This window comes from Xanthomonas hortorum (genome assembly GCF_024339125.1).
GTDB lineage: Bacteria > Pseudomonadota > Gammaproteobacteria > Xanthomonadales > Xanthomonadaceae > Xanthomonas > Xanthomonas hortorum.
On sequence record NZ_CP101417.1, the window covers coordinates 873099 to 887862 of the forward strand.

At 66.2% G+C, this 14764-nt stretch carries 14 protein-coding genes; 3 read left to right on the plus strand and 11 right to left on the minus strand.

Translation table 11 applies throughout. The annotated features are described in order from the left end of the window. The first annotated feature begins 150 nt into the window (after positions 1-150). On the plus strand, positions 151-2055 hold the full coding sequence (mnmG, locus tag NMB96_RS03590) for a tRNA uridine-5-carboxymethylaminomethyl(34) synthesis enzyme MnmG (protein WP_255086252.1): 1905 nt from the start codon (positions 151-153) through the stop codon (positions 2053-2055). Between the two features lie 449 nt (positions 2056-2504). Beyond that, complete coding sequence (locus NMB96_RS03595) at positions 2505-3215, plus strand: DUF2490 domain-containing protein (protein WP_255086254.1); 711 nt, start codon at positions 2505-2507, stop codon at positions 3213-3215. Here the strand turns inward: NMB96_RS03595 and NMB96_RS03600 are convergent. Next, positions 3212-4183: an alpha/beta hydrolase gene (locus NMB96_RS03600; RefSeq protein ID WP_023902298.1), complete on the minus strand. Its 972-nt coding sequence runs from the start codon at positions 4181-4183 to the stop codon at positions 3212-3214. The genes NMB96_RS03595 and NMB96_RS03600 overlap by 4 nt on opposite strands. A 344-nt stretch (positions 4184-4527) precedes the next feature. Continuing rightward, on the minus strand, positions 4528-5388 hold the full coding sequence (locus NMB96_RS03605; protein ID WP_023902296.1) for a PA4780 family RIO1-like protein kinase: 861 nt from the start codon (positions 5386-5388) through the stop codon (positions 4528-4530). Positions 5389-5535: 147 nt separating this feature from the next. Between NMB96_RS03605 and NMB96_RS03610 the strand changes: the two genes are divergently transcribed. After that, positions 5536-6396, plus strand: coding sequence for an IclR family transcriptional regulator domain-containing protein (locus NMB96_RS03610; protein WP_023902295.1), 861 nt, complete (start codon positions 5536-5538; stop codon positions 6394-6396). A gap of 16 nt (positions 6397-6412) precedes the next feature. Here the strand turns inward: NMB96_RS03610 and NMB96_RS03615 are convergent, their stop codons facing one another. From NMB96_RS03615 to NMB96_RS03655, 9 genes are all read right to left on the minus strand, one after another. After that, the gene (locus NMB96_RS03615) at positions 6413-7312 is read right to left on the minus strand and encodes an alpha/beta hydrolase (RefSeq protein WP_255086255.1); all 900 of its coding nucleotides are present in this window, start codon (positions 7310-7312) and stop codon (positions 6413-6415) included. Between the two features lie 288 nt (positions 7313-7600). Further along, positions 7601-7987 (minus strand): 4-carboxymuconolactone decarboxylase, encoded by a 387-nt coding sequence (pcaC, locus tag NMB96_RS03620; RefSeq protein ID WP_104551337.1) that lies wholly within the window; start codon positions 7985-7987, stop codon positions 7601-7603. A gap of 64 nt (positions 7988-8051) precedes the next feature. Further along, positions 8052-8834, minus strand: coding sequence for a 3-oxoadipate enol-lactonase (pcaD, locus tag NMB96_RS03625; RefSeq protein ID WP_255086257.1), 783 nt, complete (start codon positions 8832-8834; stop codon positions 8052-8054). 14 nt (positions 8835-8848) lie between these two features. After that, entirely contained in the window at positions 8849-10198 is a 1350-nt protein-coding gene (locus NMB96_RS03630; protein WP_255086258.1) for a 3-carboxy-cis,cis-muconate cycloisomerase, read from the minus strand. A gap of 117 nt (positions 10199-10315) precedes the next feature. Next, a complete protein-coding gene (gene pcaG / locus NMB96_RS03635) occupies positions 10316-10879 on the minus strand; it encodes a protocatechuate 3,4-dioxygenase subunit alpha (RefSeq protein WP_023902290.1) in 564 nt (187 codons plus the stop codon). A gap of 4 nt (positions 10880-10883) precedes the next feature. Then, positions 10884-11612 (minus strand): protocatechuate 3,4-dioxygenase subunit beta, encoded by a 729-nt coding sequence (gene pcaH / locus NMB96_RS03640; RefSeq protein WP_255086259.1) that lies wholly within the window; start codon positions 11610-11612, stop codon positions 10884-10886. Positions 11613-11725: 113 nt separating this feature from the next. Then, a complete protein-coding gene (gene pcaF / locus NMB96_RS03645) occupies positions 11726-12934 on the minus strand; it encodes a 3-oxoadipyl-CoA thiolase (protein WP_023902288.1) in 1209 nt (402 codons plus the stop codon). Further along, a complete protein-coding gene (locus tag NMB96_RS03650) occupies positions 12931-13719 on the minus strand; it encodes a CoA-transferase subunit beta (protein ID WP_023902287.1) in 789 nt (262 codons plus the stop codon). The genes pcaF and NMB96_RS03650 overlap by 4 nt, the downstream gene beginning before the upstream one ends. Further along, positions 13716-14579 carry a CoA transferase subunit A gene (locus tag NMB96_RS03655; protein WP_183086618.1) on the minus strand — a complete coding sequence of 288 codons (864 nt, stop codon included), beginning with the start codon at positions 14577-14579 and terminating at the stop codon, positions 13716-13718. Before NMB96_RS03655 ends, NMB96_RS03650 begins: the two co-directional genes overlap by 4 nt. Positions 14580-14764 lie beyond the last annotated feature (185 nt).

The following is a 14764-nucleotide window of genomic DNA, read 5'->3' on the forward strand; positions in this document are numbered from 1 at the left end:
TAGGGATATCCGCACGGAACATGCCAACTTGAGTACCACTGTTCGAAAATGTGATTAACATCACATTTTTATCTATTGAGTGACCTCAATCGCCCTTCAGCCGATAATTCCGCGGCCGCTTGTCTTCCTTCCGCTTCCTAGTCCACGCCCATGTCCGATTCTTTTTATCGCTACGACGTCATCGTGATCGGCGGCGGCCATGCCGGCACCGAGGCCGCGCTGGCCTCCGCGCGCGCCGGTGCCCGCACCTTGCTGCTGACCCACAACATCGAGACCGTGGGCGCGATGAGCTGCAACCCGGCCATCGGCGGGATCGGCAAGGGTCATCTGGTCAAGGAGATCGACGCGCTGGGCGGGGCGATGGCGCGCGCGGCGGATCTGGCCGGTATCCAGTGGCGCACCCTCAATGCCTCCAAGGGGCCGGCGGTGCGCGCCACCCGCTGCCAGGCCGATCGCACTCTGTACCGCAATGCGATCCGCAGCATCGTCGAGGCGCAGCCCAACCTGACCGTGTTCCAGGCGGCGGTGGACGATCTACTCATCCACAACGGCGCAACCGAAGGCGACAGCGTGCGCGGGGTCATCACCCAGACCGGGCTGCGCTTCGAAGCGACCTCGGTGGTGCTCACGGCCGGTACCTTCCTTGCCGGCAAGATCCATGTTGGCGAGACCCAGCACGCGGCCGGGCGGATGGGCGACCCGCCGGCCACCACGCTGGCCGCGCGCCTGCGCGAGCGGCCGTTTTCGATCGACCGGCTCAAAACCGGCACCCCGCCGCGTATCGACGGGCGCACGCTCGACTACAGCGTGATGGCCGAACAGCCGGGCGACGATCCGTTGCCGGTGATGTCGTTCATGGGCCAGCGCAGCGATCACCCGCGCCAGGTCAGCTGCTGGATCACCCACACCACCGAACAGACCCACGACATCATCCGCAGCGCGCTGCATCGCTCGCCGCTGTATTCGGGGCAGATCGAAGGCATCGGCCCGCGTTACTGCCCGTCGATCGAAGACAAGGTGGTGCGCTTCGCCGAGAAGACCAGCCACCAGATCTTCGTCGAGCCCGAAGGCCTGGAGGTCACCGAGATCTATCCCAACGGCATCTCCACCTCGCTGCCGTTCGATGTGCAACTGGCGCTTGTGCGCTCGATCCACGGGTTTGCGCAGGCGCATATCACCCGCCCCGGCTATGCGATCGAATACGACTTCTTCGACCCACGCGGGCTCAAGGCCTCGCTGGAAACCAAGGCAGTGGGCGGGCTGTTCTTCGCCGGGCAGATCAACGGCACCACCGGTTACGAAGAAGCCGCCGCGCAAGGGTTGCTGGCCGGCCTCAATGCCGCGCATCATGTCCAGGCCTTGCCGGCGTGGTCGCCGCGTCGCGATGAAGCCTACCTGGGCGTGCTGGTGGACGATCTGATCACCCACGGCACCACCGAGCCGTATCGCATGTTCACCAGCCGCGCCGAATACCGGCTGCAATTGCGCGAAGACAATGCCGACGCGCGCCTGACCGGCGTGGGCCGCGCGATGGGCCTGGTCGACGATGCGCGCTGGGCGCGGTTTTCGGCCAAGCAGGAGGCGGTGCAGCGCGAAAGCGCGCGCCTGCAGGCACTGTGGGCAACCCCGGGCAATGCGCTGGGCCGCGAAGTGGCCCAGACCCTGGGCGTGGCGGTGAGCCGCGAGACCAACGTACTGGATCTGATCAAGCGCCCGGAGCTCAACTACGCCGCGCTGATGCGCGTGCCGACGCTGGGGCCGGGCGTGGACGATACGCAGGTGGCCGAGCAGGTGGAGATCAGCGTCAAATACGCAGGCTATCTGGACCGCCAACGCGACGACATCGCGCGTCAGCAACGCCACGAAACCACGCCGATTCCAGAAGGGTTCGATTATGCCGGCGTGCGTGGCCTGTCGATCGAAGTGCAGCAGAAACTCGAACGCGTGCGCCCGCAAAGTATCGGCCAGGCGCAGCGTATTGCCGGCATGACGCCGGCGGCGATCTCGCTGCTGCTGGTGCATCTGGAACGCGCGCGGCGCAGCCAGGTGGCGTAAGGGGCTTGTGGTTAGTTAATCGATTACGTCGCTGCTCGGCAAGCACGTCGTCCGACGGATTCCACGATGACGTCGGTCATCCATCGCGCTGCCACTCGGTCGCCAGCGAAGGTCTCGCGTACAGCTAGATCAATCAACCAGCCGTCGCTTGTCCCACAGTCACCGACACCAGTCGGTGGTGCTTGCGCGCGTGCCGGCGTGGGACCTTATGCGGCATGGATGCCGCATAAGCGCCTACAGGGACGTACTTGCGGCGAGCCCCACGCCGGTGCGCGTGCAAGCGCCCTCAGTGGACCGACGCGCGAAACGTTGCCAACAGATGTCAGCATGCGATGTCATGTCGCCATAGACGAAGCCACCGGCACGCGTAGGCTTGCCGCTCGTCCGGCGGCCTCTAGCGGCACGGGGGAAGTTGCTATGCTCGATCAACTATGACGACTTTCTAATCCATGAACAGATCGAGTGCGATGTTGAAGGCAACTCTGCGCAGTGCCTGCCCGCTTTTATTATTGATGCTGGCGAACATCGCGCCGACGATGGCCAATACGGAAGAAGATGGCCGTTACTGGTTAAGTGTGTATGCCCAGGGCAAGTTGCCGGTCGAAAATCTGTACTGGAGCATGGATATCCATCCGCGCTGGCGCGAGGAAGGCGAGCAGTTCGACCAACTGATTCTGCGCCCCGCCGTGTTTTACCGGCTCAATCCCAAAGCCAGTGTCTGGATGGGCTACGACACCATTATCAGCCACCCGGCCGGGCAATCCTCCAATCGCGAAAATCGCTGGTGGGGGCAGTTTCAATATCAGTTCGATCCGATTGCCAATATCACCATTACCAGTCGCACGCGTCTGGAGCAACGCCACCGCGAAGGTTTCAGCGACGAAGGTTACCGGGTACGCCAGATGATCCGGGCCGTGCGCCCCAGTGCGTTGTCGCCGCAATTGTCGTGGGTGGCGTTCAACGAACTGTTCGTCAATCTCGATCAGACCGAGTGGGGCGCGCGACGCGGTCTCGACCAGAACCGCGTATTCGTCGGTATCAACTGGAAGTTCAACGCCATCTCCAATGTCGATGTCGGGTATCTGAATCAGTTCGTCAACACCCCTGCAGTGGACCGCGAAAACCACGTGCTGATGACCACCTTCCGCTTCAATTTCTAGTCACTCGCCCACCGCCCGATGGCGGGCAGCAAACGCTGGCGCAGCACCAGTGCCGCCAGCGCCAACGTCTCATCGGCGGCGCGCAGTACGCCGCCCATGTTGATGAAACCGTGGATCATGCCGGGGAAGCTGTGCAAGGTGACTTCCACGCCGGCAGCACGCAGCCGCTCGGCATAGGCGCGTCCTTCGTCGCAGAGCATGTCGCGATCGCCCACCACGACCAGTGCGGGCGCAACGCCGGCCACATCGGGCACCAGCATCGGCGAGACGCGCCAGTCCTGTGCAATGGCGGGGTCGGGCAACAGATGTCGATTGAAAAAGCGCACCGCCTCTGCGGTAAGCGGCGGCAGTCCGGCATTGTGCGATCGCGACGGGTACACCCCCGTGTCTTCGCGTGCATCGGTGAGCGGATACACCAACACCTGGCAGCGCAACGCGATCCCGGCGTCGCGCGCGGCCAGCGCTGCAACTGCGGCCATGGCGCCGCCGATGCTGTCGCCAGCAACGGCCAGCCGCTGCACGTCGGCACCAACCGTATCGGGCTGGGCCACCAGCCACTGCAGGGTGGCAATCACGTCTTCCACGCCGGCCGGTGCAGGGTGTTCCGGCGCCAGACGATAGTCGACCGCCAACAGCTGACAGCCGGCACGCGCAGCCAGTTGCCGGCAGACGTCGTCATGGGAGTCCAGATCGCCCACCACACCGCCGCCGCCGTGCACGAACAGGCAGGTCGGGGCGGGGCCGGGGGTAAGATCGGATGGGCGATACAACCGCAACGGCACCGGGCCGGCAGCGGTGTCGGCATGCAGATCGCGTACCTGCGCCATCTCCACGCGCGGGAAGCCGAGCTGCGCGCCGAGCGCGCGCATCATCGCGCGCGCACCTTCGATCGGCAGGGTGTCCATGGCCGGTTGACCGGATTGTTGAAGCTGGGCAAACAGGCGCACGACATCAGGATCAAACGACATGACAGACCCTCCAGGAGACGAGGAGCGAGTCTGCCAGATACTTATGATCAATCACCATTAAATTGCATAAATAATTTCAATGGCATTGCCTGATGCACACCGCAGCGCTGCAAAACCCTTGACTGGCCTTGCATGCGGCGGCAAGGGCGGAACCCGGCGGGCTTGTGCGACAGTCACGCAATCAGCGTCAGTTGGTTTTTTTGCTGCGCCGCATCGCATCTGCACGCGCTGGCATCGGCGCGCTCAGCGCGCACCGACACGTTGCCCATGAACAGTGCACGCTGGCAGCGCGCCGTGTGTGCCGTTGCCAGTGTCGCGCCGCATAGGGCCGCGACAGCCGCTGGCTAATCTTCGTCTTCCGCAGCTGCCTCACGGCCTTGCTGGCGAATGAGATTTTCCTGGCGTGCGTCTTCGATCGAGGCACGGATGGCGCGTACGTCGGCGCGGTGGGTGTCGAACTTGAAGCGTCCGGTCAGCACGCTGTCCGGGCGCAGCTCGCCCTTTTCGAACAGCGCCCACATCTCTTCGCCGTAGTAGGTTTCCAGCAACTCCGGCGCGAAGCGGCCCAGACAATCGCGCAGGTTGTGCACGTCGCGCAGCAGCATGTCGCGCGCGGCATTGTTGCCGGCGGCGCTGACCACCTGGGGGAAGTCGATCAACACCGGCCCCTCGGGCGAGACCAGCACGTTGTATTCGGACAGATCGCCGTGCACCAGACCCAGCGACAGCATCTTGACCACATCGCCGATCAGGCTGGTATGGAACACGCGCGCCTGCTCCGGTTCCAGCTCTACCTCGCCCAGCCGCGGTGCGCTGTGGCCGGCTTCGTCGGTGACCAGATCCATCAGCAGCACGCCGTGGAAATAGCCGCGCGGCTTGGGCACATGCACGCTGGCATCCATCAGCTGGTAGAGCACCTCGGCTTCGGTGTTCTTCCACGCGGTCTCGGCTTCGCGGCGGCCGAACTTGGTGGCCTTGCTCATCGCGCGTGCCTGGCGGCTGCCGCGCACCTTGCGGCCTTCCTGGTATTGCACGCGCGCCTGGAAGCTGCGCTGCGCCATGTCTTTGTAGACCTTCGCGCACAGGATGTCGGCGCCTGTGCTGACCACATAGACGGATGCTTCCTTGCCGCTCTTCAGTGGTCGCAACACTTCGTCGATGATGCCGTCGTCGATCAGCGGTTGCAGGCCCTTGGGGGTTTTCATGGACTAAGAGGACCGATCCGGAACAAATCAGCGACGATTATGCGGCAAGCAGGGTGAAGCGATTACATGTCCAGGCACAAGCTGCGACCGGGGGCATGCATCGGCGTGAGCGCTTACCATGCGGGAACCTGTCCAACCTGCGACCCAATGCCCGAGCCCGCCGCCAGCCGCCGCAAACGCCCCACCGCCGTGCCCGCAGTCGGGAGCGAACGCGGCCTGCCGCATGAGTTGATGCAGCAGATCGCCGCTGCCCAGGGCGACCCGGACTTCATGACCTCGCTGGGACGCGGGCTGGTGGTACTCAGCGTGTTCGCCCAGCACGCGCGCGAGGTGACGATGTCGCAGATCAGCCTGGAAACCGGCATCTCGCGCGCAGCGGTGCGGCGGGTGCTGCACACCTTGGCCAAGCTGGGCTATGTCGGCGAGCAGGGCCGCGGCTATGTGCTGCTGCCGCGCGTGCTGGGGATCGGCGGTGCGTATGCGGCCTCTTCGTCGATGACCGCGGCAGCGCAGCCGGTGCTGGATGGCTTGCGTGACCAGCTGCACGAATCCTGCTCGCTGGGCGTGCTGGACGGCGACGACCTGTTGTACGTGGCGCGCGCCGAGACGGTGCGCATCATGTCGATCGGGCTGCGCCCGGGCACGCGCCTGCCGGCCTACTGCACCTCGATGGGCCGGGTGCTGCTGGCCGCCCTGCCCGGCGACACCTTGCAGGCGTATCTGGAGCGCACCACGTTGCGCCCGCGCACCGACCGCACGGTGACCCAGGCATCGGCGCTGCTGGAGCTGCTGTCACGCGCGCGCCGCGAAGGCATGTGCCTGACCGACCAGGAGCTGGAGATCGGCCTGCGCTCAATCGCGGTACCGGTGCGCAACCTGCGTGGCGAGGTGATCGCCGCGCTCAACATCGGTGCCCAGGCCGGGCGCGTGAGCCTGCAGACGATGCAGACGCAGCTGCTGGAACCGCTGAAGCAGGCGGCGCAGCGGCTGGGGGCGTTGTTGAGTTAGGGTTTGTCGAACACGCTCAGCGCGGCCGGCGCAGAAAGCCGACCACCGCATCCACCCAGGCGGCATGCGTGTCTTCGACATGCGCCACATGGTCGGCGTGCGGCAGCGTGACCCAACTGCGATCTTCGCTGCGCAGGCGTGCGTACAGGTGGGCGTTGTCCGGCTGGGTCGCGATGGGATCGTCGACGCCCCGCAGCAGCAGCACCGGCAGCGTTGCCACCTGCTCGGGCTGGAAGGCGAACTGCTCCATCGCACGCCAGTCGGTGCGCACCGGGTCGGCCGACACCGCCTGCGCAGCGTAGGCCGCACGCACTCCGGAGGGCGCGGCATTGGCGGTGATGAAATCCTCGCCGGCTGCTTCGACCGTGGTGCGTGCGCGCAATGGCTGGGCTGGCGTTGGTGTGGCATCGGGAGCTGCATCGACATCGTCCGGAAAGCCGTACAGCACCAGCGCAGACAGCGCCTGCGGGTGTTGCTGGCCGATCAGCAGCGCCACCCGCGCGCCGTTGGAATAACCGAGCAGCGCCGGCGGCGGCAAGTGCGCGTGCTTGCGGGCGATCCAGGCCAGCACCTCGGCGACATCGGCCACTGCGCGCGCCGGCGTGTTCCAGCCGCTGCCATCGCGCGCACTTCCGCCATAGCCGCGCAGGTCCACCGCGTAGGCGGCATACCCGGCCTGCGCCAAGGCCGCCAGCACCGAGCGCGAATCGCGCACTTCGCCGGGAACCTGCAGGTCGAAATTGGGCAGCGCACTCCAGGTGCGCCCATGTACCAGCAGGATCGTGCCACGCGGTTGTGCCGGTACGCGCGACCACACCGCCAGCGTCTGGCCATCGTCGGTACGAACCTGCGACAACTGCGTGCCCGGTCCGGGATGCGGCTGCGCCTGCAGTGCACAGGTGGCGATCAGCAGCATCAGCAGGCAGGCAGGCAAAGCGCAACGTCATGAGTCATCTCCCTGGGACGTGATGTCCGATAGCGGCCATCTTGCCTGCGATGCTTGGCGGTGTACGAGTGGCACATGCCGATTCCGGGCACCGACGTGCCCACCTGGCGGCTGCTTAATCGTTTTTTGGCCGCTCTTGCTGCTCGCGCCTCGAGCACAACACGCGTGGTTGCGCTGCCGGCATGCGCAGCGTGTTCCGGTTCGGCTTCGCTCGCTCGCTTTGTCGCTCGTCAGAGTGTCTGACGCGATGCTAGCGGCTCAGCCTTCGGCGGCCTGTTCTTCGAGAATCGGTTTGGCCAGCGCGAATGCGTGATTGGCCGCCGGCACGCCGCAATAGACCGCCGCCTGCAACAACACCTCCTTGATCTGATCGGGCGTGACGCCGTTGTTGCGCGCGGCGCGCACGTGCAGCTTGAATTCTTCGTCGTGGCCCAGCGCCACCATCATCGCCAGCGTCAGCAGCGAGCGGGTATGCGCGGGCAGGCCGTCGCGGGTCCAGATGGTGCCCCAGGCGTAGCGGGTGATCAGTTCCTGAAACTCTTCGGTGAACTCGGTGCGTGCGGCCAGCGAGCGGTCGACATGCGCATCGCCGAGAACGCGCCGGCGCTCGTGCAGGCCGGCCTGGTAACGCTCGTCTTCGTGCATTGGATCTCTCTTGCGTGGGGAATGGTTGGAGCGGCCGTGCAGCGCTGGCGTGCTGACAGCAGATTTAGTCAGCCTGAAGAAAGCGCAATACGGTGGCGTTGAATGCGGCCGGCGACTCCAGATTGCAGATATGCCGGCCGGGCACCTGCGCGTAATGGCCGTGCGGAGCGGCAGAGGCGATCTCGCGCAGATCATTGGGCGGGCAGACCGGGTCATCTTCGCCAGCGACTGCGAGCAATGGCAGCGCCAGCGTGTCGAGCGCGCCACGGAAGTCCGCATTGGCCACGGCCTGGCAGCAGGCGATGTAGCCGTCCGGCGAGGTCGCCACGAACGCGGCCACGATCATTCCCAGCCGGTGCGCGTGGCTGATGGCAAACGGCGGGGTGAACCAGCGCTGCAAGGTGGCATCGACCAGCACGGCCAGGCCTTCGCTGCGCACCTGCGCGATGCGCGCGTTCCAGCTCTCGCTGCTGCCGATCTTCTGCGCAGTGGCGCAGACCACCAGCCGCCGCAGCCGTTGCGGTACGTGCAGGCCCAGCCACTGCCCCGTGAGGCCGCCGATCGACACGCCGCAGAAGTCGCTCTGCGCGATCTGCAACGCATCCCACAGCGCCAGCACGTCCTGGCCCAGGTCGCCAACGCTGTAGGGGCCGGGCGGCGTGTCCGAATCGCCATGGCCGCGGCGGTCGTAACGCAGGATGCGGTAGTGCGGCGCAAAGGCGGCGATCTGCGAGTCCCACATCTGCAGGTCGGTGCCGAGCGAGTTGCAGAAGGTCAGCCAGGGGCGACCTTCGGTGCCGTCCAGCCGATAGTGCAGGCGGTGCGTGGGCAACTGCAGATAGGCCATCGAAGTACCTTCAGCTAAGAAGAAGAAGCGGCAAGCACGCGATCGATCCAGACCGAGGACATGCCGCGCCAGCTGTCCACATCGAACAGCGCCCGCAGTTGCGCATGCGTGAGCACTGCACTGACCAGTGCATCCTCGGCGAGCACCTCGCGCAAATGCCGCTGCTGCGCCTGCGCGCGTGCCACCGCCTGCTCCACCACCGCATGCGCCTGCGCCTTGCCGAGCTGCGCTGCGAGCGCGAACACCACCGCTTCGGCATACAACACGCCGCCATGGCTATCCAGATGCGCGCGCATGCGCTCGCGGTCCAGTTCCAGATCGGCCAGGCACAACTGCATCTGCGCAAGACTTCCGGCAGTGAGGCACACGATCTGCGGCAAGGTCTCCCATTCGGCGTGCCATTGCCCGGCGGCGCGCTCATGCGGCTGCGCCATCGCACTGAACAAGGTCGCCACCAGGCCGGGTACACGCGTGGCGGCCGCAATCGCGGCGACACTGGAGACCGGATTGCGTTTGTGCGGCATCGCCGAGGAGCCGCCCTTGCCGGCAGCGGCAGGCTCGAACACTTCGCCGACCTCCGATTGCATCAGCAGCACCACATCGCCGCCGATCTTGCCCAAGGTGCCGGCCAACAGGCCGAAGGCGCAGCCGACCTCGACGAGGCGGTCGCGCGCGGTGTGCCACGGCAATACGGGCAACGGCAGCGCCAGCGTCGTGGCCAGTGCCTGGGCGACATCGAGGCCGCGCTCCTGCAACGACGCCAACGTACCGGCGGCGCCACCGAACTGCAGTACCAAGGCATCGCGCTGCAAGGCCTGCAGGCGGTGGCGCGCGCGCTGCAACGCATCCAGCCAGCCGGCGACCTTGAGCCCGAAGGTGACCGGCACCGCCTGCTGCAACAAGGTGCGACCAGGCAGGCCGGTGTTGCGCTCGCGTTCGGCCAGTGCGGCCAGATCGGCGCACAGGTGTTGCAGACGCGGTAGCAACAGGTCGAGCGCAGCGCGCAGCTGCAGCACTGTGCCGGTATCGATGACGTCCTGACTGGTGGCGCCCCAGTGCACCCAGCGCGCGGCTTGCGAATCGTGTTCGGCCACGCGCGCAGTCAGCGCCTTGACCAATGGAATGGCGGGGTTGCCGGCCAGTGCGGTGGCCTGCGCCAGCGCGGCCAGATCGTAGTGCTGCACGTCGCAGGCACTGGCAATGGCCTGCGCGGCCTCGGCCGGGATCACACCGCATTGCGCCTGTGCGCGGGCGAGCGCGGATTCGAACGCCAGCATCGCCTGCACACGCGCCGCGTCGTCGAACAACGCATCGCACGCGGGCTCGCCAAACAAGGATCCCAACAGGGAAGACGTCGCAGTCATGCATGGCCTCTCTTGACGTGCGGGCAGCATGGCACCGATGCGCAGGAGTGCCAACTGGCATGCGCGGTGCGCACGCGCGCGCATCGCAGCATGGGCAAACGCGCAATGATGCTGCGATCAATAATGGAAGAACACCGTTTCCGCATCGCCCTGCATATGGATGTCCCACACGTAGTTGCCACTACCGCGCGATTGCGCCAGCAGCGTGGCGCGACGCTCGGCCGGCACCAGGGCAAGGATCGGATCGCTGCGCAGTTGCCGGTCGTCGGCGAAGTACAGCCGTGTCGACACGCCGCGCAGCAGCCCGCGCATGAACACCAGCACGGTCAGATGCGCGGCCTGCAGCTTGCCGTCGGGCCCGGCGACCTGGCCTGGCTTGATGGTGCTGAAGGAAAATCGCCCCTGCGCATCGGTCGGCACACGGCCCCAGCCATCGAAGCTGGGGTCATGCGTTTCAAAGCGGGTGTCGGCGGCATGCGCATAGATGCCGGCCGCATCGGCTTGCCAGAGTTCCAGCACCGCGTCGGCCACCGGAGTGCCGGCGCCATCGAAGACGCAACCACTGATCTGCACCTGCGTGCCTGTGGCCTGCGCAGGAGCGAGTTGGTCGCGATACAGCGGCTCCAGCCCAAGCCGGTAATACGGGCCGACGGTTTGCGACGGGGTGGTGTGCAGGCTCATCGATTCACTCCCAGACCGTTTGCTTGCGACCGCGCAACACGATGTCGAAGCGGTAGGCCAGCGCGTATTCGCTCACCGCGTTTTCCCAGTCGAAACTGGACACCATGCGTTCGCGCGCCAGCGCATCGTCCACGCAGTTGTAGATCGGGTCGTGCGCCAGCAGCGGGTCGCCGGGGAAGTACATCTGCGTGATCAAGCGCTGCCCGATGCCATCGCCATGCAGCGAAAAATGGATATGCGCCGGCCGCCAGGCGTTGTAGTGATTGCGCCACGGATACGCACCCGGCTTGATGGTCTTGAACGCATAGCGGCCGTGGTCGTCGGTGAGCACCTGGCCGGTGCCGCGAAAATTGGGATCCAGCGGCGCATCGTGCCGATCGCCCGCATGTTGATAGCGGCCGGCCGCGTTGCATTGCCACACTTCCACCACGCTGTTGCGCACCGGCTTGCCGTTTTCGTCGAGCACGCGGCCGGAGACGATGATGCGCTCGCCCAACGGCTCGCCGGCAAAGCCGGCAGTGAGATCGGCGGCATGCTCGCCCAGCGTGAGCCGATCCAGTCGCGGGCCGGTGACTTCCGACAGCGTGACCGGGATGTCGATCGGCGCGCGCGTGGGGCCGCGCAACGCGGTGGATGCATAGGGAAGATGCAAATACGCCGGCTGCGTGCCGATCCGGGTGCGGCGATAGCCGAGCAGCGGATCGACTGGCGTGTCAGAGCTGGGGTCGCGCATGCGGGATCTCCATCGGTTGCGCTGCGGCGCGGTCGAGAATGCTAGCGTCAACGCTGCAAGCGTCGAGAGCGCTATGGGTGGCGGTAACGGCAGCGGCGGTTGCAACGGGCGCACTACACGCGCTCGATCGCCAGCGCCACGCCCTGCCCCACGCCGATACACATGCTGGCCAGGCCAAGCCGTCCGTTGCTGGCTTCCAGTTGCCGCAGCAAGGTCAACGCCAGCCGCGCGCCGCTCATCCCCAATGGGTGGCCGAGTGCGATGGCGCCGCCGTTGGCGTTGACGTGCGGCGCATCGTCGGCCAGCCCGAACGCGCGCGTGCAGGCGAGTGCCTGCGCGGCGAAGGCTTCGTTGAGTTCGATCGCATCGAACTGCTCGATGGTCAGGCCCAACCGCGCCAGCAAGCGCTGCGTGGCGGGCACCGGGCCGATCCCCATGAAGGCCGGCTCCACACCCGCCGAGGCGAAGCCGAGCACGCGTGCGCGCGGGGTCAGCCCATGCGTCTGCACCGCCTGCGCGGAGGCCAGCAACAAGGCAGCAGCGCCATCGTTGAGGCCCGAGGCATTGCCGGCAGTCACCGTGCCGGGCTGGCGGAAGACCGGCTTGAGCTTGGTCAGCATCTCGGCGGTGGTAGTCGGGCGCGGGGGCTCGTCGCGATCGACAGCGGTTGCCTCGCCACCTTTGCGTGGGGCCACGGTCACCGGCGTGATTTCTCCATCGAAGAACCCGGCCGCCTGTGCAGCGGCAACGCGTTGCTGACTGCGCAATGCAAAGGCATCCTGGTCTTCGCGCGCGATGGCATGGCGCTGCGCCACGTTCTCTGCAGTTTCGCCCATCAACTCCACGCCATAGGCGCCCTGCAGTCGCGGATTGACGAAACGCCAGCCCATCGTGGTGTCTTCCAGCTTTTGGGTGCGGGCGAATGCGCTCTCGGCCTTGCCCATCACCCACGGCGCGCGCGTCATCGATTCGACGCCGCCGGCGATCGCCAGCCCCAGTTCGCCGGCGCGGATGCCGCGCGCCACCGTGCCGATCGCATCCAGCCCGGACCCGCACAGGCGATTGAGCGTGCTACCCGGCACCGAAGACGGCAACCCCGCCAGCAACAGACTCATGCGCGCGACATTGCGATTGTCTTCGCCGGCCTGATTTGCGCAGCCCAGATACACGTCTTCGATCAGCGCCGGTTCCAGTTGCGGATGACGCGCCATCAACGCAGCGATCGGTACCGCGCCTAGGTCGTCGGCACGCACGCTGGCCAGGGCGCCGCCGTAACGGCCGATCGGCGTGCGGATGCCATCGATCAGATAGACCTCGCTCATGCCTCGGCTCCCGCAGCCTGCTTGCCATGCGCTGCATCGGTGCGCGCCTGCAGCGCGCGCAGCGCCTGCAATTCCGCAGCGCTCGGTGGCGTGGTCTGCGCCAGATCGGCGGCGAAGCGGATCGACCAGCCGGTGGCCGCACTCACCTGTTCGCGGGTGCTGCCGGGGTGCAAGGCGGTGACGGTGAGTTCACGGGTCACGGGGTCGGGCTCCATCACGCACAGGTCGGTAACCACCACGGTCGGGCCGGCACCAGGCAGGCCGGCTCGCTGACGCGCATCGCCACCGTCCAGATGCCCGACCGTGGTGATGAAGTCCAGCACCGGCACGAAGCTGCGTGTGGATTGGCGAATGATGATGAACACCTGCTTGGCGCTGGCCGCAATCTCCGGCGCGCCACCGGCGCCGGGCAGCCGCGTTTTCGGCGCATCGTACGGGCCGATCACCGTGGTGTTGAGGTTGGCATGGCGATCGATCTGGGCCGCGCCCAGAAAGCCCACATCCACGCGACCGCCCTGCAACCAGTACCGAAAGATCTCCGGCGTGGAGACCACGGTGTCGGCGGTGTCGGCCAGTTCGCCATCGCCGATCGACAGCGGCAGCACGTCCGGGCGCGCGCCGATCGGGCCGGATTCGTAGATCAAGGTGACGTCCGGCGCATGCGTCAGCCGCGCCAGATTGGCGGCAGTGGATGGCAGACCGATGCCGACGAAGCACACCGCGTTATCGGGCAGGCGCCGCGCCGCCGCCACGGTCATCATTTCATTGGTGCTGTAGTCGCTCATGCGGCCACCTGTAGCTGCGATTGCGCGTGCACGCGCTGGAAGGCAGCGAAATCCTCGGTGTCGAGAATATGCGTCTGGATCCACGCCTGAAAGCGCGCACGGTCGCGTGCGATCGCATCCCAGGCCAGATAGAAGCGGTTGTCGCGGGCGTAGTAGCCATGCGCATACGACGGTGCGGCGCCGCCGGGCACATGGCAGACCGCATCCACCACCCAGCGCGGCAGGATGCAGGCGTTGGGCGGCGCGTCCAGCGTGTCGACGATCTCTTCCACCGTCACGATCACCTTACGCGCCGCCAGCGCCGCTTCTTTCTGCACGCCCAGGATGCCCCACAGCAACACATTGCCGCGGCGGTCGGCCTGTTGCGCATGGATCACGGTGACATCGGGATTGACTGCCGGCGTGGTGGCCAGCGTTTCGCCGGTATACGGGCATTGCAGGAACTTGATGCTGTCGTTGACGCGCGGCAGGTCCGAGCCGACATAGCCGCGCAGCACCGCGAACGGCAGGCCCGAGGCACCGGCCACGTAGGCGTTGGCCATATCGGCATGGCTGTGTTCGCGGATCTGCAGCGGCTGCGGCCAGGCATGTTCGACCGCATCGCGCAGCCGGTGCAGCGAGCCGACGCCGGGATTGCCGCCCCAGGAAAACCGCAATGCCGCCGCGCACCCGGCGCCGATCAGCTGGTCGTAGATCAGATCCGGCGTCATGCGCACCAGGCGCAGGTCGCGCTTGCGCTGGCGGATCACCTCATGACCGGCGGCGTGCGGAATCAGATGGGTGAAACCTTCCATCGCCACGCAATCGCCGTCAGCGATCAGTTGGGACACCGCTTCTGAAAGGGAGACGATTTGGGCCATTGCAAGAGTCCTGCGCAGCGAGCGTGCGGTCACGGTAGGCGCAGCGGCACAGCCCGGTCAATCCGATTATCGGCGTGCATATTCGATAATCGCACAATTTCGTTTGGCGACTGACGCTCCAACATTGTCTCCGGTGTATACATAACTTCGCTTGCAAGCAGACGCCAGCGCTGGCAAGCGCGTCA